We start from the raw sequence: 17,734 nt of genomic DNA, 5'->3' as shown, positions 1-17,734 counted from the left end.
GAACGAGGTATATGAATTATATATTTAGTCATTTTTTTTCAGATTGAATAAATAAGAGTCCCCCTTGAATAAAGCCAATAATACTTATTAGTCGAAATAGATATCTGATGAGGTATAGTAAAACAAAATATCGTTTTGCCTCGGGAAAACTGCTATTCGCAATATTTTTTTTTAGATACAACGGATTGGGTGGCAACCAAAAAAGTAAGACTCGTTTAATAAAGTTTGCCAAAAATACTTTTTCTTCTAACCAAAGTCGTGGATGACCTTTGGAAACTCTAATTGCTTTTAAAAGCAAGGCCTTGAATTTTTTTGGTGTCATTAGCACCTTAGCTTCATTGGAATAAGATAATTTAAAACCATTTTCCGTTGCTTTTTTAGTCCATCTCAAATCTCCTCCGGATCTTAAGCCTTCCTCGAAGTGACCAATACATTCAAACACCTCGCGTTTTACAAAAAGGTTACAGCCCGCCGCCATTCCACGGTTTTCAACCAATTCTCTCATTTTAATATTCGATACGGAATCGTAAATCTCGCCTATCGAACTGTTATGGTCAACCGCGAAAGCGACATTACCAGCAATGAGGTCTACGCCTTTGGCTCGTAAATCTTTAATACCATTAACCATCCATTGTTCTATTGGTTGACAAGTCGTGTCCAACAGTATTAAGATTGACCCTTTAGCGATTTCTAACCCCCTGTTTCGAGCAGAATACGGACTATTCAGATGGTGGATTTCTCTAAGGAATGTCGCGCCAAACGCTTTCGCTATTTTCTCAGGAGCATCTATAGATCCATTATCGACAACAATTACTTCATACCTGTCTTTTGGATAATGTTGTTGATTTATCCTACTTAGTGTTTTAAAAAGGCCCACTGCATTGTTGAATACAGGGATAATAACACTTACAAAAGGAAGATTAGCCATTCATTTAGCTTGTTTAAAAAACTCCCAAAAAATTTTTCCGCAAATCAACGTAATTGATAAAAAAAAACCTAAAACAATAAATGCCAATACTGCCCCAAAGGTAGAGGTAGAACTTGGTGCGATAGGCCGTTTGGGATTTTCAAATATTGTAAGTATCGGTTTCGATTGTTCTAACTTCAGTTTAGAAAGTTCCAACTGCTGTGATAAATTGGTATATACCTCTGTTGATAGCCTTAATTCAGTCTGCAATTTCTGAACCACAGACTTATCTTTTTCTCTTATGATTCCGATGTTGGCATCTAAGTATGAAGCCAAAGCATTTTGATTCTTATTAAACTGATCTTCGGCCTCCTTTAGCTGGTTTTGAATGAAAATATTATTTTGGCGCTCTTTGTCGGTTTTATATTTAGTGACATAGTTTATGAGATAATCGATAATTTTCTTATTTAAAATGGCGCTTACATCTGCATCAGGCATTTCAGTGGATAACTCTATAATCTTGTTTACTTTAGATACAGTTATTCTTTTTTGCAGTTTCGATAAAGCCATAATTTCGGGCGCTGCAATAGAAAGAATTTGAGAGTTTTTATTGGTTGAATCGCCATCTAATACAGTAGTTGATAATTGATTTGTATTTACGGTATCTAATTGTATATCCGGTGTTTTGTTGAGTAGTTTTGAAGGCAAGTTAAATATTTGCTTTACCCCATATTTTATCCAGTTCTCTTTTTCAAAGTCTGAAAAAAAAGTAACCAATGAGATATTTGTGTCCAACTCTCTGAAATAGTACTTTTCTCGCGCTAATTCGAGTAAAAAATCACTATTCGTGACTATAGCAGGATATAAGTCAGGGGTGAGCGTTTCAATCGTAGCAACATTTCGGCTGTTTATTCCCACTAGTGCACTCAAATTTCCCAGACCCATATTGTTTGATAAGCCATCGTTTTCTTCGGTTAAAACTTTAGAAGTCGTTGTAAACTCTTTTGGAGTACTGATGCCCCATAAAACACCAAAAACAAAAAATACAAATACTATAGCAAGTACTAGCCATCTACCACTATAAAACACTGATAGGAGCGACTTAATCTTTATCGCTTCGTTATCGCGGCTTTCACTTACAAACAATCTTATTTCTTGATCAAGACCAGTTTCCATTCTATTAATAAGCTTATTTCGTCATCAAATAACGTTATTTTTTCCCGAATCACATTAAACTAATCTTATGGCTTCGTAGATTCTAGCTGCTGCAGTTAATTTATCAAAAGTCTTCCCTCCATCAAACATGCCTGAATTAGTGTCAAATGTTTGTTGATATTGCTGAGTTAGCCAGTAATCAGTTTTTTCGATATCACCTAACACATAGTAAGTATAAGCTAGTTCGAAACCAATAGGGTTGTATGGATAAGCGTACTTACTTGACAGTGTTAGCTTCCGAAAGGTATTTTTTTCTGTAGCTCTAATGGCTTTTTTTATAGAATTGGTTCGCAATAAATTTGAATCTTTTAGTGTATTGTCAATAAGAGCAATCGCATACAGATTGAAACCATGATAGCCGATAGACTTTTGATATATATATGAATATTCTTTGATATTTCGCCTCATTTCTGAAACAAACGCGCGTAATTTCATAATTAGCCCCTTTTTAAGAAAAAAGGGGGGAATATGTCTAATTACCCCACTGTTGTAAAGTTTTACGGCGTTAGGAATGTTTTTAATAAAATCCATCACCGACTCGCTTGCTTTATCAGAGCCTTCTTTTAAAAGCAGCGCACCAGCTGCGCAGAACCAAAGTTGGTGATTGAATGTGTAGTCAAAACGGCTGACCGCGCCGTCTATATTGACCGTTTTCCATCCTTTAAGTTCGTTATCGTATGGGTGCAGATTAAATACCTCTTTTGCTACTTCAAGGATTCGTTCATCTTTAAAAACAGTGTATGCATACACTAGTGCCTCTATTGTCCAAGCCTGTCCAATTAAGCCATTCGTGAAATCCTTTTTAGGGTTCATCCTATGCCAGAATGTCGCGTTGTGAGGTCTTGATTTTTCTGATAAAAGAAAATTGAGGCATTGCGCTGCCGCTTCTTTAAACCTAGACTCTCCTGAATGCTCATACGCTTTCAAAAAGACCATCAGCCAATGTCCAGTATTTCTCACTGGAGTCTCGTTGTCAAAATAAGGTCCATTATGGCCTGGTGGCAAGGAGCCGTCTTTCCTAATTTGCACCAACGCTCTTTGAGCACTGGTATAAATAGTTTCTTTTAGCGTTTGTCTCGTCATATTTATTTCTTAGAAAAGGATCCAATTAAATTTGCCAACCCCATAATACTCTTGCTCAATTGTGCTGAAAATAAAAGTGGAATAAACAAACCGCGTGCTTCATCACCAAATCTTTTATCCATATTTTTTTTTATAACGACCGGATTTACCGGTGTTAATAGCCGCGCAACCATACCTATCTTTGATTTCCGTTTACCCAGTTCATGCCAAATCAACGGCTGATGCAATCCCACACGCCACTGCTTCTTGAGTAACTCCTTAAAACCTCTTGCTGGTTTGTATACGATAGCATCATGACAAAACACCAGTTTTAATCCATTTGAAGTTGCCTTATATGTCCAACGCACATCAGCCCCTGAACGAATACCCTCTGGAAACAAACCAATCTTATCGAAAACAGATTTTTTTATAAACAAGTTTGCTGTTTTCGCTACCCCCTTTTTAATCGATTCTTCCATCTTGATATTCGTCATCGCATCATATAATTTAGCGCCTGTTACTTTCCCTGCAAAATCAAACAAGACATTACCACCTACTATATCAGCTTTTGTGGTATCAAGATAATTTAAACCCTTCTCCAACCAATCATTTTGAGGACAGCAGGTAGCATCTAAAAGAACGATAATATCTCCTTTGGCAATCTCGATCCCGCGATTCCGGCAAGAATAAGGACTATTTAAATTCGTTTTTTCCCTAAGCAATTTAATCTGTTCCGATTGCTCTAGCCATTGAAATGTGTCACTTGAGCCATTATCCACAATAATGATTTCAATGTGTTTCTTGTCATTGATTTGAGGCGATATCGCTGCCAACGTCGATATAAGATATTTCTCATCGTTGTAAACAGGGATAATTATAGATACTTTGATCATGTTTATATGGGTTGGTCAATCATTTATGTATAAAAATGACTTGCCGGATATAACTTCGTTCAAATGATTCTCAATAGTATTTTTCATTGCTAAAATTTCATTTTTAACCATAAGGAATCTCCAAGCGGCTTTAAAGTCCAAATTAATCAAACATTTAAATAACTCACGTCTTATGGCTTTGCTAGCTTTGCGGTAGGAAAGCGGACTATTTGGGTTGAGCATTTTTACAAAAAGCACTCGCTTTTTAGTTTCGTCGGGAGAGAAAAATTTACTGGAAGTTGTTTCAAGCCGATCATGATATATTTTTACACGAGGGTGTATTCCTATTTTAAACTCATGGTATTGCACACGGTGACAATAATTCACATCTTCGCCATAATGATAAAACATTGGACTAAACCCTCCTGCCTTTCGCAGGCATTCCTTGCTAATAAGCCAAGCTGCGGCATTGACGAAACCGACGTCGTAGATGCCAGACGTTTGCCTATCGACGACCAGGAGGTCGGAAAGCAGTTTACATCCTTTTTGTGGAGAAATGTATTCCGAGAAGCGGTAATCGAGGGCATCGCCGTTACCATTGCAATGAATAGGGCTTAGGATGCCGTATTCGGGGTGTAGTTGTTGCTGTTTTACCAGTTCCTCTATTGTATTTACATCTACCCAGGCATCCTGGTTAAGCAAAAATACAAAGTCAGCTCCTTTTTCAAGGGCTTTGCGAATGCCAAGGTTATTGGCTTTGCCGAATCCCAGGTTTTCAGAAGCTATTACAAGATCTAGGGACGAATAATGCTGTTTAATAAATTCAACACTACCATCGGTTGATCCGTTGTCAATGACAATGATGTCGACTAGCACAGACGAACCCTGTAGTGATCCCAAACATTTTTCTATCCAGTTTCGCCTCATACCGTTATAGGTTACAATAACGGCTGAAATACTAAATTGATTTTTTTCCAAAGGTTATCCCATTTAGTGTAATTTTCCCGATTTTCCTAATCAGTCGAATGGTCTTGTTTCTGATAAGTTCAAGCTGATGCCCGAAGCTTAGATAGAAGAACAACTCCTTTTCAATGAATCGAATATAGGACATTCGCTCACTTATCTTATTTGTTTTATTCCGGGCAGTTGTTTGGTCTTCATGCAGCCTGAATTTGATTAACGCTTCATCAAGCACAGCGATAGGGTGTTCTTTCAAAATTCGGTACCAATATTCGTAGTCCAACATTTGTTTCAGGGCTGTGTTGAAAGGCCCTAGCTCATCAAACAATTCGCGGCGAAACATTACCGCTGTGGGTTCACCGATTTTATTGAAGGGTTTGTCGAAAAAGGTACGGTACTTGAATACCGATCTGTCAAGTAAATAAATTCCGTTATGGGGTTGTGTCGGTAACGACTTCTGCAAGTTCCCGTAGTCGTCAAGCCACTTTTTTATTTTTGGGGTACCCTCATAAAGACTATCAATGATAAAAATACGTTTGCAAGCAACTAATCCTACCTCCGGATAAACAGAAAATGTGGCCAACATTTTTTCTATACATGCAGGCTCCAGTATATCGTCCTGAAAAAGAAATTTTATGTAGCTACCATTGGCCTTTTCAATGCAATGATTCCAATTGGCGCCAATTCCTTCTGGTTTGTGCCTGTAAATGAAAGTAGGGAACCCGGTCTTCTCCTGAAACTTTTCACAGATTTGGATGGTGTTGTCTTCAGAGCAATCGTCACTGATTATAACTTCAAGGTTTCTGTAGGTTTGGCTGGTTAGGGAGTCAAGGGCTTCCTGGACAAACTTGGCTCCATTATAGACGGGAATGCAAACTGACACTAATGGTTTTTCTGCCATTTTATTCAAGTTAATACCGATTAATACCGATCCTCTATTTTTTTGTCCATTTTCTTAATGCCCTGTATGGTTTTAATATCAAACGTCCTATACGGTACTCCTGTTGTTCTTTGCGCATCTTTTCATATAGTGTTTTGTGCCGTTGAACAAATAAGGCCGAGTGCTTGTGTCGTATATGGTTGAGCTTGTCCACAATCGTGTCGGAATTCCTGACAGAGCTGATGAGCGATGCTTCCCTGATTCGGTAATAAAATAACCTGCGGTCAATATACTGGAATCCCCAGTCCTTTTCATACAAATTGAGCCAGAAATCCCAGTCTTCGTGTGCGACGATGTTACGTGATTCGTCAAATCCATTTACACTCTCCCAGGCAGCCTTTCTAACTACAGCACACATATCTATATAGTTGCCTAATAGCAAGCGGTCTATGTCAAAAGGCCGTGTTTTGAAACTTTTTCTGCTACCGTCTCCAAAGAAATGAGCGTCGGAATACACAACGCCAATTTCAGCTTTGTTTCTTAAGATGTCGATCCCTGCGTCAATATATCTAGGTTCTATTTTGTTATCACTGTCTAAGAAAAGCAAATATTCCCCTTTGGCAGCTCGGCACCCCGTATTTCTAGCTCCTGCTGGCCCCTTGTTGTCCTGATGGATTACTGTTATGCTTTGCTGGGTAGCAAGGTGTCTAAGAATCTGTAGAGTACTCTCATCGGTGGAACCATCATCAACGATAATGAGCTCATAACGGTGAATACCTTGGTATTGCATAACACTGTCAACGGCGTCTTGCAGAAAATCACCGGAATTATAACATGGCGTTATGATGGATATATCTGTCATTCAATAAGCCCTCGTATTTTTAGGTAAGCTTTGACAATCCTTGATTTTAATAAACGGCGCATCTCTTTATTCTCCTCTGCCATGTTCAGAAAAGGTTCATAATAAGCAGCATACTCCTCCTTTAGTAATTGCCTCTTCTCATGCAAGAGTTTTTCCCTGTTTTCTATTTTTGAACTTAATCCGGAGTAATCATAGTACGAGATTGGATAATCGACATAGTGGGTTTTGACCTGCAGTTTGCAGACAGCATCAATGAAGAATTTCCAATCCGCGCAAATCGACAAACGCTCATCATATGGGCCTTGCTGTTTATGCAAAAGACTTGTCCGGATAAAACTTCCCTGATGGGGGAGCGTGTCCCTTATAAAATAGGGGAAATTAAGCTTTTCATTGTATTTCTTTACCCACGATCGGTTTGGTTCTACGATCACCAAGTCACCGTAAACGATGTCATTTTCGGCGTTTAAAAAGGGTATGATATTGCTTAGGACGTTGTCATCATAGAAATAATCCCCCGAATTCATGTAAATAATAAAATCGCCGGTCGCTTTTTGGGTTCCTTTGTTCATGGCATTGTAAATGCCCCCGTCCGGCTCGCTGACCCAATAGGTTATTTTGTCGCGGTTCGCCTCGATCAATTCCCTGCTGCCATCCGTAGACCCGCCATCAATGATAACGTACTCAAACTCTCTGAAGGTTTGATTAATAACGCTTTCAATGGTTTTTTTTAGACCAAACAAATTATTGAAATTTATGGTTATGACGGAGAGCTTGGGCACGTTAGTTTTAATAAATTACTTGTCTTTTATTGTTTAACTCGTTTTGACCAATAAGGATTATTCGGGCATTTTTTTCGCACGTTGTAAAGCCTCTTCAAATGTAATCCTTTTAAAGATATTTAGTTTTCCCCCAACAGTAGCATTGAATATTTCCCTGCCATCTTCATGAAATTGGTGTTTTGCCAATGCATATGATGCCTCGTTTCCTTCCAAATCAGCCAAATGCCATAGCTGTCCTTTGAAGTAATCGGGATGAAAATGGTTGTGATCGTCACCTTTAAAATCCTGCAATTCATTTGGCTTCCCAACTTGAGAGAAATTGTGATCCACTCCTACTAAAAAAACATTTTTGTAGCCCATGTAATAAGCAAGTTGCATAGCGACGTAAGTTACTGTATAGCCCTCGTTGATAGGCTCCATCACGTTTTTATAAAACGACCATTTACCGCAAGTAAGAAGTTTATAGACATTTTTGCTGGAAAAATTAACCCCTTTCGATCCTTGATAAGATAAAAAGGTAGGGCAATCGAAGACTCCCTCTTCCACTTCTCTCTGAATCTGCTCAATAACCAGAGGATTCACAGTAACATGATAGGATAATTTCAATCGTGGATATTTCTCAAATATTAAATGGATTTTGTTTAATCCAAACACATGATACCCGTTTAGTAAATTCAAATCTGTTTGATTGAGGGAAGGGCCATTTCCTATAATAAAACAATCTTGGCCTTTATGGATATCTTTGAATTTGGCGAGGTGAGGGCGGTATTTATAAAACCAATCTAAATAGTCATTATTTTTGGACCATTCGAAGGGTACGCCATTCTGCCTATGTTCTTTTAACCAGTTTAACCTGCGCCAGTCGCCTGCGATAAACCTATACATCTTGCCAAGTAAGGTTAATCCTGTAAACCCTCTTTTAATTTTGTCACTGATTGGTGGCTTTGTCATTTTAATCTAAATCTTTTAAAACGTTACTTATTCCTCCGTCAATCTGTATATTAGCGCCGTTGATAAATCCAAGCCCGTCCTCAGCTAATAGCAATGCTAACTTTGATACTTCTGCTGGTTTTCCTATTCTCCGTAGAGGGTGCAAATCGTTTAACTTTTGTACCATCGTGCTGTCGTTGTTAAATCCTTCGTGCAACATCGGTGTGTCTATTGCTGCTGGGCTTATGGCATTTACTCTGACTTTGCCCTGTAAATCAACCGACATAGATTTTGTCAAGCCCACCAAGGCACTTTTTGAAGTGGCATACGCAACAAACCGCTTCTTGGTCAACTGCTGATGTATACTCGCAATGTTTATAATACACCCGTGTACTTGCTCTAGTTGTTTCAAGAAGAACTGACTTAGTAACAGAGGGCCAGTAAGGTTTACATTTAAAGTGTGATTCCAGTCATCTAATCGTATTTCTTCTACGCTACTAAGTATTTGCATAGCAGCGTTATTAATCAGGACATCTAACGTTTGAATCTCGTTATCAAACTTATTGCACATTTTATCTCTGTAGTTTGCATCTGAACAAAACCGATGCAAGTCAAAACTTATGAATAAATCGCAGTAATCGGAAGGCGTTGTTTTTATGTCAAGGCCAATTACAAAATAGTCTGCTTCTTTAAAAGTTTTTGCCAGGCCACTTCCAATTCCACCAAGTACACCGGTTATCAAAACTTTCTTTTTCATTAAGAGATTTTTAAGAAGTCAAACAATAGTTCTATTGCCTTGTAACTCGCCCTCCTCACCCCTTCGACAGTGTTTGAGCCATTATGAGTCCCGAAAATACACTGTTCGAAGCTGCGCAATTCATTCGTAGGTGTAAGCGGCTCTTGTTCAAACACATCCAATGCGGCAGAATATACTTTCCCCGATTTTAATGCAGCTATCAAATCCTGTTCGTTAATTAACGGCCCTCTTGCAACATTGATTAGTCGCACATGATCTTTCATTAAGGCAATGCTATCCTTATTTATCATATAACAGCTACTCGGTGTTAATGCGCAAGTCAATATTACAAAATCTGCTTCTTCCAGCTTTTCAGGGAAAGATAGAATTTCATTCGCCCCCACTTCTTCGGGAGAGAAAAAGGTAAACGGATCATATGCATTGATCTTAACATCGAAACCTTGCAATCGTCTGATAGTCGCTCTACCAATGTCGCCTAAACCTATTACGGCAACAGTTTTGCCGGATACAGACATTCCGGAGGGTTTTACCCAATTCCCTTTTCTTACTTCTCGGTCGATAAAATAGGTTTCTCTCGCTAATCCTAACAAATAAGCAATGGCAAGGTCAGCAACCTCTCTTCCAAACATTTGAGGAGTGTTTGCTATAGGAATATTCAGGTCTTTACAAGCAGCAAAATCTACGTTATCGATTCCGACCCCCCATTTAACAGCTGCCTTAAGCTTGCCTGCTTTACCTGCTTTGAATACGCTTGCAGTAGCTGGATCATCACCTATGATCCAGGCATCGACTGTTGGTACCAGTTCTATTAATTCTTGTTCTGTCAACACCTGTACCACATTTGGGGTTACAAGCTCTATGTTTTTCGCTGAGAATAGATGCCTAAATTCTTCTATTCTTCGCAACATAGGTGGACACGTGATTAGTACTTTCATGAGATTAGTTGTTTAGTCCGTTGATTTCTTTGTATAAAAACTCTGCCATTTTAAAGTTTAACTCTACGTCTATGTCCTGGGCCTCTATCTCCGGGATTTCAAACAAAAATGGTCTATCGCCTATCCGGTTATGTTTTCTTTTCAGAATTTCTTTGCTAAATAAATAAAGGCATGAGTTTTCTTCAAAAACAGAAGGTAGATCTTGTGTTCTTAGAAGAATATTTTGATTGTGATTTATAGGTCGCGCCAATGTATCCCAAAAACGCACATTTCTTCTGGTAACGGTAAAAAGCGAGTCATACATAGGGTAAATTTCCGAAAACTTCTTGATGCAACTTTCTATTGTTAATGAGCTAAGGATAGGATTCGTACTATGCGTCTGTAAATAGAAATCAGCAGATACCTGGTCAATGGCGTTTAGCAGTACATCATTCATGGGAACAGAGCCATCTTGCAGATGTGCTGGTCTTTCCAAAATGATTACTGATGGGAAATGTTTTTGGGTCAACTCCATGACGGTCGGGCTGTCGGTGTCCACGACAACGCTACTAATAGTTTTGACCGCCAAGAGGGTCTCTACGATGTGAAAGAAAAGAGGTTTACCGGCAAAATTGCGGTAATTTTTGCCAGGCACTCTTTCGCTTGAATGGCGCATGGGCACTAAAGCGGCAATTGTCATAATAATTGGTTTTTATAATGCTTTAAATTAGTTTTAATTCTTTGTTGTTGCTATATTTTGTGTCAGATTAATCATATTCTATCTTTTTACCCGTTTCGTATCGGCGGCTCTCGTTTTCAGGGTGTTTAGCTTTACTAATTCCGTTGGGGTAATAGAACCTATTCTTAAGCTCTTGGGTGATGATACCCTTTTGCTTATGTCCTAAGTAAGTGCCGTAAAATTGCATAAATCTGAATGATATTATGTTCTTCCATTCTTTCCACAATATTCCCTTCTGTAGCGCATGGAACCAATCAGAAGCAGTATTGGAAGTAAATAGCCATAGAAAATCGAAAAAATCAAAATGCACTCGCGGTAAAATCTGTTTTAAAGCGATAGCCTCACGTTGATACCTATTTTTTATTTTTTTGGGTGTTTCTTCGTGTACATGGACGATCACAGCGTCTGCTTCATACACGATTTGATGACCTTTATTCATTATTTTCTGTGCCCAATCTAGGTCTTCCAAACCTGTCAGTGATTCATTGTAATGTTGCGACTCCCATAACTTTTTCCTAATAGCACAGTTTGCATTGTTACAAAAGGGGGTAGACTGCACATAGTTACTTTTTGATGGAAACCATTTTTCAAAAACCTGTTGTTCCGAAAAGTGTGTTTGTTCGTTTCCTATTTGTCTTCCATAAACCAAAGCAACGCGTTGAGAAGAAAATGGAGCAATCATTTTTTCAATCCAATCATTAAAAACAGGATATACGTGCGCTGAAGCAAATAGTAAAATGTCTCCCTTTGCTTGGTTACAGCCAATATTCAAAGCCCTTCCAAACGAAAAATTTTCTTTTTTTATCTTTATTATTTTTGCGCCCATGCTTTTGGCGATGGCGACGGTAGAATCATTTGAGCCCGAATCAACGACAATCACCTCTAAAGAGACTCCAACAGGGAGTTGCTGCCTTTGGATGCCATCCATCAAGCGACCGATGTGGCGCTCTTCATTATAAGATCGTATGATGATTGAACAAGTCACAATTTACGTTAATGTTATGGGTTTGCGGGTCACTTCCCAGCTAAGATCAGCTATCACTTTACCTCTCATAATAAAGCTAGCTGTTTTTTGATTAGTAACCGCAGGTACTATTTCGAAGTTACAGATGTGGTCAAATCCTTGCATTATTCTCGGTGGCTCGGCATGTGAGATATGGAGGCTGATGTTATATTTCCCTGGGGCCAGTATTGCTGGTATTCTTATATTTAGTTCGTATTCGCCTTCTTCTCGAAGTCCCAAGAAGGATTCGTCCTTCTCAAAATCTCGTGAAAAAATAATCGTCTGTAGCTCGGAGTCGTGAATATGGATGGAAAAGTATATTTTCTGCGTCGGCTGTTTAAATTTATAGCTCACGTTAACATAAAAACATTCGTTGTGGAAATGTTGATTAACCAGCTGAAAGTTTTTATCAAGAACTTTAATTGCATAAACTGCAATTATTTCATTTTCAAAATTATTATTTATATATACCGGATTTATAGTTTCGTCTCTTTGCACATAGGCATCCAACACGGTATTAATTTTGCCGGAAGTTTTAATCGTGCCATTTTCTAACAACATTCCAACATTGCAAAGTTGCTTTACTGCCGCCATGTTATGGCTAACGAAAAGTACTGTTCTCCCCTCATCCGTGGATACATCCTGCATCTTCCCGATTGCTTTCTTCTGAAACTCTGCATCCCCCACGGCCAAAACTTCATCCACGATTAGGATTTCAGATTCCAGATGGGCGGCTACGCCAAATGCTAACCGGACGTACATGCCTGATGAGTAACGTTTCACCGGCGTATCGATATAACGCTCGACTCCGGAAAAGTCCACAATCTCGTCAAATTTTCTTTTGATTTCTTTTTTGGTCATGCCCAAAATAGCGCCGTTGAGGAAGATATTGTCCCGCCCTGTCAATTCCGGATGGAAGCCGGTACCTACTTCCAGCAAACTGGCTATTCTTCCTTTCGCTTTTATGCAGCCCGTGGTGGGTAACGTGGTTTTAGAAAGAATCTTCAACAGGGTGCTCTTGCCGGCGCCATTCCGGCCGATAATACCGACAACATCGCCCTGCTCGATTTCGAAGTTGATGTCCTTCAATGCCCATACAAATTCGCTTGCTCCTTTTTGGGTCCGGTCATTAGTTTCGCCAATCTTCAAAAACGGGTCCTCTTTGCCTCGTACTTTGTACCACCACCGTTTGAGGTCATGCTGGATAGTGCCTGTGCCGACTTCGCCCAAGCGGTATTGCTTGGATAAATTTTCTGCTTTGATAACGACGTTGCTCATCTCTTTCTAAACCGTATCCATAAAACTTTTTTCGACCTTGTTGAAGATCAAGGTGCCGATTGCTAAAATAATAAGCGCCACCGACGCTGAATAGACCAACCCTTGCCAGGAATAGGTGCCAACGCCTGTGAACATGTAACGAAAGGCTTCCACAATAGGAGCTACTGGATTGTATTCGTTGACCCAAGCAAACGAAGTACCTTTAATCCGGCTGGAAGGATAGATGACCGGCGTGGCGTACATCCACAGCTGGATGCTGAAGGTGAGCAGTTGTGCCAAATCCCGGTATTTGGTGGTCAGTGAGCTGATAATCATCCCTAATCCCAATGCCAGCAATGCGGAGATGCCGATTAACAAGGGTAGTAAAACTACCTGCCATTGCAGGGCAATGGGTTCGCCATTGGCCAAGTAGTAGCCCCATACCGCCAAGAACAGCAACATTTGAATGCCGAGCTTAATAAGTCCGGAGGTAATGATCGACAAGGGCATAATCAATCTTGGAAAATATACCTTACCGAAAATCTTGGCATTGGTAATGAATACATTGGAGGTCTTCGTGAGGCTATCCGCGAAATACGTCCATACGGTGATGCCGGAGATGTAAAACAGCATCCGTGGCAAGCCATCGGTGGCTATCCCTGCAATGCCACCGAAAATGATGGAATACGTGACAGCCGTGAGTACCGGTTGGATAAAAAACCAAGTAGGACCCAGAATGGTCTGCTTGTAGGTCGCAATGAAATCACGCGTGACAAACATCCAAAGGAGGTCACGGTATTGCCATACTTCCCTGAGCCGCAAATCAAATAAGGAGGTTTTTGGCCGGATGACTTCCGTCCACTGTTGCTCTTTCTCTTCTATGTGTGTTGCTTCCATTAAAATCAATCGTTGCTATACCATTGAAATAGCTGTCGTACGCCTGCCGTTAAATCGACCCGATGTTTCCAGCCGAGTTGTTGGAGCTTAGTGGGGTCGGTAAGTTTTTTCATCGTCCCATCGGGCTTTTCGGTATTAAAGTAGAAGGTGCCCCGAAATCCGATGACGTCTTTGATGAGACTGGCCAGATTCACAATGCTGATGTCTTCTCCCGTACCGATATTCAGATGCGTATTGCGGATTTCTTTAGCTCCTTGGGGAACGCAGTCATTGAAATCCCGATGTTCCATAATATACACACAGGCATCGGCCATGTCTTCGCTCCACAGAAACTCGCGCATGGGCCGCCCGCTGCCCCAAATTTCGATTTGGACGGCTCCGTCAATCATCCGGGACACGCCATACTTGGCGAGGATGCTCCGGATAGCATCGCCAGGAGCGGCGCCATCAAAGCCTTCAATGGGGCGTTTGTTCAAGTCCTTCCGAATGGCTTCCCAATCGTCATGCTCCAATGCCTTGCCCAAGTGTATTTTACGGATGAGTGCCGGCAACACGTGCGATTTCTCCAGGTCGAAATTGTCATTTGGACCGTAAAGGTTCGTGGGCATCACCGAAATGAAATTGGTGCCGTATTGAATATTATAACTCTCGCAGAGCTTAATACCGGCAATCTTGGCAATGGCATAGGGTTCATTGGTGTATTCCAACGGCCCTGTCAGCAAGGAATCCTCCGGCATGGGCTGCGGGGCTTCTTTGGGATAGATGCACGTACTGCCCAAAAACAGCAATTTCTTGACGCCGTGCTTGTAACTCTGGTGAATCACATTATTTTGGATCATCAAGTTTTCGTAGATGAAATCGGCACGGTAAGTGTTGTTGGCCACGATGCCGCCCACTTTAGCCGCAGCTAAAAAGACATATTCAGGTCTTTCTGCAGCAAAGAAAACAGCCACGGCTACCGGATCGGTCAAATCCAGTTCGGCATGCGTGCGGGTCACTAAGTTAGTATAACCCTTGTCCTGAAGGTTTTTCAGGATAGCGCTGCCCACCAGCCCGCGGTGCCCCGCCACGTATATTTTGGAGGATTTGTCCATTACTCAAAATAATTCAGGGTCTGATAGCCACCTTCTTTTAAGTATTGCTCTTTTTCCATGAGTTTAATATCGCCTTCCATCATATCCTTCACCAAATCGTCAAGGGTATACTCCGGCTCCCAGCCGAGCTTGGTCTTTGCCTTGGTGGGGTCGCCGATTAAGAGATCGACTTCCGTCGGGCGGAAATAGCGCGGGTCTACTGCGACAACTTCTTTGCCTGTTTCCAGCTGATAATCGGGATGGCTGCAGGATTTAACGTAGCCCTTTTCATCTACGCCCGCTCCCTGGAATTCCAGTTCAATGCCGACCTGACCAAATGCCATCCGCACAAAATCGCGTACACGGGTGGTCTTGCCGGTGGCGATGACCCAATCTTCGGCTTGCTCCGCCTGTAAAATCATCCACATCATGCGCACGTAATCCTTGGCATGGCCCCAATCACGCTGGGCATCGAGGTTGCCAAGATAAAGCTTGTCTTGTAAGCCAAGGGCAATACGAGCCGCTGCACGGGTAATTTTCCGTGTGACGAACGTTTCGCCACGGATGGGCGATTCGTGATTGAAAAGAATGCCGTTGCTGGCAAAAATGTTATACGCTTCCCGGTAGTTGACGGTAATCCAATAGGCGTAAAGTTTTGCTACGGCATAAGGGCTCCGGGGATAAAACGGTGTAGTTTCGGACTGTGGCACGGCTTGCACCAAGCCGTAGAGCTCCGATGTGGAGGCTTGGTAGATACGGGTTTTCTTTTCTAACCTCAAAAACCGGATAGCTTCCAGCAAGCGCAGGGTACCGATGCCATCGGCATTGGCGGTGTATTCTGGCGTGTCAAAGCTGACCTTGACGTGGCTCATCGCGGCGAGGTTGTAGATCTCGTCGGGCTGAATCTCCTGGATGAGCCGGATAAGATTCGTACTATCCGTCATGTCACCGTAATGCAGCACAAATTTAGGATGGGCGACATGGGGATCTTCATACAGGTGGTCAATCCGATCGGTGTTGAATAGCGATGTCCGCCGTTTGAGGCCATGGACCGTGTATCCTTTTTTTAAGAGGAATTCGCTTAAATAGGCGCCATCCTGACCAGTAACTCCTGTAATAAACGCTGTCTTCATTTGCCGTGGTTTTATCTGTTCGCAAATTGAGCAACAAAAGTACTCATTTATGTGTAAGGTTGCAAATTTTGTCTACTTGTTGGTTTCAGCTTGCCTAAGCATGCGGTCAAACTTGCGCGCCAATCCGGTACGGCCACACCGAACGTTGCTTTGATTTTCCGCTTGTCCAGCAGGGAATATTGCGGCCGTTTGGCGGGAGTGGGGTACGCCTCGGTTGGAATGCCGTTTACCTTGCACGCTAAGCCTCGGATATCCCGGATAGCGACAGCAAAGTCGTACCACGAAATCCGGCCTTCGTTCGAATAGTTGTAAACCCCATTTGCCCACTTGTCGGAATGGACGATGTCCAAGATCGCTTTGGCTAAGTCATGGGCATAGGTAGGGCTGCCAATCTGATCATTCACGACAGCAATTTCGTCTCTTTCGCTCATTAGTCGCAACATCGTCTTCACAAAATTCTTGCCATAGGATGAATATACCCAAGCCGTGCGGATGATGATGGCATCCGCGCCGGACGCGATAATGGCTTCTTCGCCCAAATGCTTGGTTTGCCCATATGTGTTGATGGGATTTTTGGCGGATTCTTCAACTATCGGCTGGTCATTATTGCCGTCAAACACGTAGTCGGTCGATAGATGCACGAGTTTCGCCCGGTTGCCCCGGCACCAATCAGCGATTTGACCAACGCCCAGGTGATTGATGCGATCGGCGGAATCGGCCGCTGTTTCGGCCAGATCGACTGCGGTATAGGCAGCTGCGTTAATGATGGTGTCTGGCTTTAATGCATCCAATCGTCCGGCTATGCCGCCAATGTCCTCCAATGGAAATTCCTTCCTTCCTACGAAAATAAAATCATATCCACTGTATGACGCGCTTAAATCCTTTAATTCGGAACCTAACTGGCCTCCAGTGCCGGTAACTAATAGCTTCATGCCTTATCGGTATAAACTTCGCTGAATAAGGGGAGTTCGTTGTCCTTTTCCGAAATAATGATGTCGGCACTCGGCAATAACCAATCAATCCTTAAGGCGGGATCATCAAACCGAATACCGGCTTCAGATGCTTTATGGTAATAGTTGTCACATTTGTAAAAGAACTCGGCGGTTTTTGAAAGCACGACAAAGCCATGTAAAAAGCCTCGTGGAATGTATAGTTGTAGCATATTCCGGTCTGAAAGCTGTATCGCTACGTGTTGCCCGAATGTTTCTGAACCTGGCCGGACATCTACGGCTACATCAAGTACCTCCCCTTGAAGTACCCGTACCAGCTTTGCCTGGGCATGTTCGCCGGCTTGGGCGTGTAATCCACGCAGCACACCCCGCCTGGAAAAGGACTGGTTATCCTGTACAAAGTGCGTATTCGCGCCAATGGCCTCTTGAAACTTCGCTTCATTGAAACTTTCAAAGAAATAACCTCGGCTATCTTCAAACTTGCTGGGTGCTATGATAAAGCATCCTGCTAACTTGGTTTCGGTTACTTTCATATCTGTGAACT

Annotated in this window: 19 protein-coding genes; all 19 read right to left on the bottom strand. The window is 41.7% G+C overall.

Features of this window, described 5'->3' with window-relative positions; genetic code table 11:
* Positions 1-28: 28 nt before the first annotated feature.
* The 19 genes from B5X72_RS13630 to rfbC all read right to left on the bottom strand — a co-directional run bounded on the left by B5X72_RS13630 (position 29) and on the right by rfbC (position 17,723).
* A complete protein-coding gene (locus B5X72_RS13630; RefSeq protein WP_079717464.1) occupies positions 29-928 on the bottom strand; it encodes a glycosyltransferase family 2 protein in 900 nt (299 codons plus the stop codon).
* The gene (locus B5X72_RS13625; protein WP_079717463.1) at positions 929-2,083 is read right to left on the bottom strand and encodes a Wzz/FepE/Etk N-terminal domain-containing protein; all 1,155 of its coding nucleotides are present in this window, start codon (positions 2,081-2,083) and stop codon (positions 929-931) included. It lies immediately after the preceding gene.
* Positions 2,084-2,137: 54 nt separating this feature from the next.
* Positions 2,138-3,205, bottom strand: coding sequence for a glycoside hydrolase family protein (locus B5X72_RS13620; RefSeq protein WP_079717462.1), 1,068 nt, complete (start codon positions 3,203-3,205; stop codon positions 2,138-2,140).
* A gap of 2 nt (positions 3,206-3,207) precedes the next feature.
* Positions 3,208-4,077, bottom strand: coding sequence for a glycosyltransferase family 2 protein (locus B5X72_RS13615; protein ID WP_079717461.1), 870 nt, complete (start codon positions 4,075-4,077; stop codon positions 3,208-3,210).
* Between the two features lie 15 nt (positions 4,078-4,092).
* Complete coding sequence (locus B5X72_RS13610; protein WP_079717460.1) at positions 4,093-5,034, bottom strand: glycosyltransferase family 2 protein; 942 nt, start codon at positions 5,032-5,034, stop codon at positions 4,093-4,095.
* Positions 5,015-5,917, bottom strand: coding sequence for a glycosyltransferase family 2 protein (locus B5X72_RS13605; protein ID WP_079717459.1), 903 nt, complete (start codon positions 5,915-5,917; stop codon positions 5,015-5,017). The genes B5X72_RS13610 and B5X72_RS13605 overlap by 20 nt, the downstream gene beginning before the upstream one ends.
* Before the next feature lie 34 nt (positions 5,918-5,951).
* Complete coding sequence (locus B5X72_RS13600; protein ID WP_079717458.1) at positions 5,952-6,758, bottom strand: glycosyltransferase family 2 protein; 807 nt, start codon at positions 6,756-6,758, stop codon at positions 5,952-5,954.
* Complete coding sequence (locus B5X72_RS13595; protein WP_262497474.1) at positions 6,755-7,537, bottom strand: glycosyltransferase family 2 protein; 783 nt, start codon at positions 7,535-7,537, stop codon at positions 6,755-6,757. The genes B5X72_RS13600 and B5X72_RS13595 overlap by 4 nt, the downstream gene beginning before the upstream one ends.
* 57 nt (positions 7,538-7,594) lie before the next feature.
* The gene (locus B5X72_RS20965; protein ID WP_217698143.1) at positions 7,595-8,488 is read right to left on the bottom strand and encodes a motility associated factor glycosyltransferase family protein; all 894 of its coding nucleotides are present in this window, start codon (positions 8,486-8,488) and stop codon (positions 7,595-7,597) included.
* 1 nt (position 8,489) lies between these two features.
* Positions 8,490-9,224 (bottom strand): SDR family NAD(P)-dependent oxidoreductase, encoded by a 735-nt coding sequence (locus B5X72_RS13585; protein WP_079717456.1) that lies wholly within the window; start codon positions 9,222-9,224, stop codon positions 8,490-8,492.
* The gene (locus B5X72_RS13580; RefSeq protein WP_079717455.1) at positions 9,224-10,159 is read right to left on the bottom strand and encodes a phosphoglycerate dehydrogenase; all 936 of its coding nucleotides are present in this window, start codon (positions 10,157-10,159) and stop codon (positions 9,224-9,226) included. The genes B5X72_RS13585 and B5X72_RS13580 overlap by 1 nt, the downstream gene beginning before the upstream one ends.
* A 4-nt stretch (positions 10,160-10,163) precedes the next feature.
* On the bottom strand, positions 10,164-10,838 hold the full coding sequence (locus B5X72_RS13575; RefSeq protein WP_079717454.1) for an acylneuraminate cytidylyltransferase family protein: 675 nt from the start codon (positions 10,836-10,838) through the stop codon (positions 10,164-10,166).
* Positions 10,839-10,905: 67 nt separating this feature from the next.
* Positions 10,906-11,862 (bottom strand): glycosyltransferase family 2 protein, encoded by a 957-nt coding sequence (locus tag B5X72_RS13570; protein WP_176146205.1) that lies wholly within the window; start codon positions 11,860-11,862, stop codon positions 10,906-10,908.
* Between the two features lie 3 nt (positions 11,863-11,865).
* Positions 11,866-13,158, bottom strand: coding sequence for an ABC transporter ATP-binding protein (locus B5X72_RS13565; protein WP_079717452.1), 1,293 nt, complete (start codon positions 13,156-13,158; stop codon positions 11,866-11,868).
* A gap of 6 nt (positions 13,159-13,164) precedes the next feature.
* Positions 13,165-14,034: an ABC transporter permease gene (locus tag B5X72_RS13560; protein WP_079717451.1), complete on the bottom strand. Its 870-nt coding sequence runs from the start codon at positions 14,032-14,034 to the stop codon at positions 13,165-13,167.
* A gap of 5 nt (positions 14,035-14,039) precedes the next feature.
* Positions 14,040-15,128: a GDP-L-fucose synthase family protein gene (locus B5X72_RS13555; RefSeq protein ID WP_079717450.1), complete on the bottom strand. Its 1,089-nt coding sequence runs from the start codon at positions 15,126-15,128 to the stop codon at positions 14,040-14,042.
* Positions 15,128-16,240, bottom strand: coding sequence for a GDP-mannose 4,6-dehydratase (gmd, locus tag B5X72_RS13550; protein ID WP_079717449.1), 1,113 nt, complete (start codon positions 16,238-16,240; stop codon positions 15,128-15,130). The genes B5X72_RS13555 and gmd overlap by 1 nt, the downstream gene beginning before the upstream one ends.
* A 47-nt stretch (positions 16,241-16,287) precedes the next feature.
* On the bottom strand, positions 16,288-17,172 hold the full coding sequence (gene rfbD, locus B5X72_RS13545; RefSeq protein ID WP_079717448.1) for a dTDP-4-dehydrorhamnose reductase: 885 nt from the start codon (positions 17,170-17,172) through the stop codon (positions 16,288-16,290).
* Positions 17,169-17,723 carry a dTDP-4-dehydrorhamnose 3,5-epimerase gene (gene rfbC / locus B5X72_RS13540; RefSeq protein WP_079717447.1) on the bottom strand — a complete coding sequence of 185 codons (555 nt, stop codon included), beginning with the start codon at positions 17,721-17,723 and terminating at the stop codon, positions 17,169-17,171. Before rfbC ends, rfbD begins: the two co-directional genes overlap by 4 nt.
* Positions 17,724-17,734: the final 11 nt, after the last annotated feature.

Source organism: Parapedobacter luteus, from assembly GCF_900168055.1.
Taxonomy (GTDB): Bacteria; Bacteroidota; Bacteroidia; order Sphingobacteriales; family Sphingobacteriaceae; genus Parapedobacter; species Parapedobacter luteus.
The sequence above is the reverse complement of the archived record's forward strand: the minus strand, read 5'-3'. Positions and strand labels throughout refer to the sequence as shown.

Coding starts and splice junctions, on each gene's coding strand:
- rfbC (WP_079717447.1), bottom strand. CDS start 17,723: ATGAAAGTAACCGAAACCAAGTTAGCAGGATGCTTTATCATAGCACCC.
- B5X72_RS13620 (WP_079717462.1), bottom strand. CDS start 3,205: ATGACGAGACAAACGCTAAAAGAAACTATTTATACCAGTGCTCAAAGA.
- B5X72_RS13580 (WP_079717455.1), bottom strand. CDS start 10,159: ATGAAAGTACTAATCACGTGTCCACCTATGTTGCGAAGAATAGAAGAA.
- B5X72_RS13600 (WP_079717458.1), bottom strand. CDS start 6,758: ATGACAGATATATCCATCATAACGCCATGTTATAATTCCGGTGATTTT.
- B5X72_RS20965 (WP_217698143.1), bottom strand. CDS start 8,488: ATGACAAAGCCACCAATCAGTGACAAAATTAAAAGAGGGTTTACAGGA.
- B5X72_RS13605 (WP_079717459.1), bottom strand. CDS start 5,917: ATGGCAGAAAAACCATTAGTGTCAGTTTGCATTCCCGTCTATAATGGA.
- rfbD (WP_079717448.1), bottom strand. CDS start 17,172: ATGAAGCTATTAGTTACCGGCACTGGAGGCCAGTTAGGTTCCGAATTA.
- gmd (WP_079717449.1), bottom strand. CDS start 16,240: ATGAAGACAGCGTTTATTACAGGAGTTACTGGTCAGGATGGCGCCTAT.
- B5X72_RS13560 (WP_079717451.1), bottom strand. CDS start 14,034: ATGGAAGCAACACACATAGAAGAGAAAGAGCAACAGTGGACGGAAGTC.
- B5X72_RS13630 (WP_079717464.1), bottom strand. CDS start 928: ATGGCTAATCTTCCTTTTGTAAGTGTTATTATCCCTGTATTCAACAAT.
- B5X72_RS13555 (WP_079717450.1), bottom strand. CDS start 15,128: ATGGACAAATCCTCCAAAATATACGTGGCGGGGCACCGCGGGCTGGTG.
- B5X72_RS13575 (WP_079717454.1), bottom strand. CDS start 10,838: ATGACAATTGCCGCTTTAGTGCCCATGCGCCATTCAAGCGAAAGAGTG.
- B5X72_RS13585 (WP_079717456.1), bottom strand. CDS start 9,224: ATGAAAAAGAAAGTTTTGATAACCGGTGTACTTGGTGGAATTGGAAGT.
- B5X72_RS13615 (WP_079717461.1), bottom strand. CDS start 4,077: ATGATCAAAGTATCTATAATTATCCCTGTTTACAACGATGAGAAATAT.
- B5X72_RS13565 (WP_079717452.1), bottom strand. CDS start 13,158: ATGAGCAACGTCGTTATCAAAGCAGAAAATTTATCCAAGCAATACCGC.
- B5X72_RS13625 (WP_079717463.1), bottom strand. CDS start 2,083: ATGGAAACTGGTCTTGATCAAGAAATAAGATTGTTTGTAAGTGAAAGC.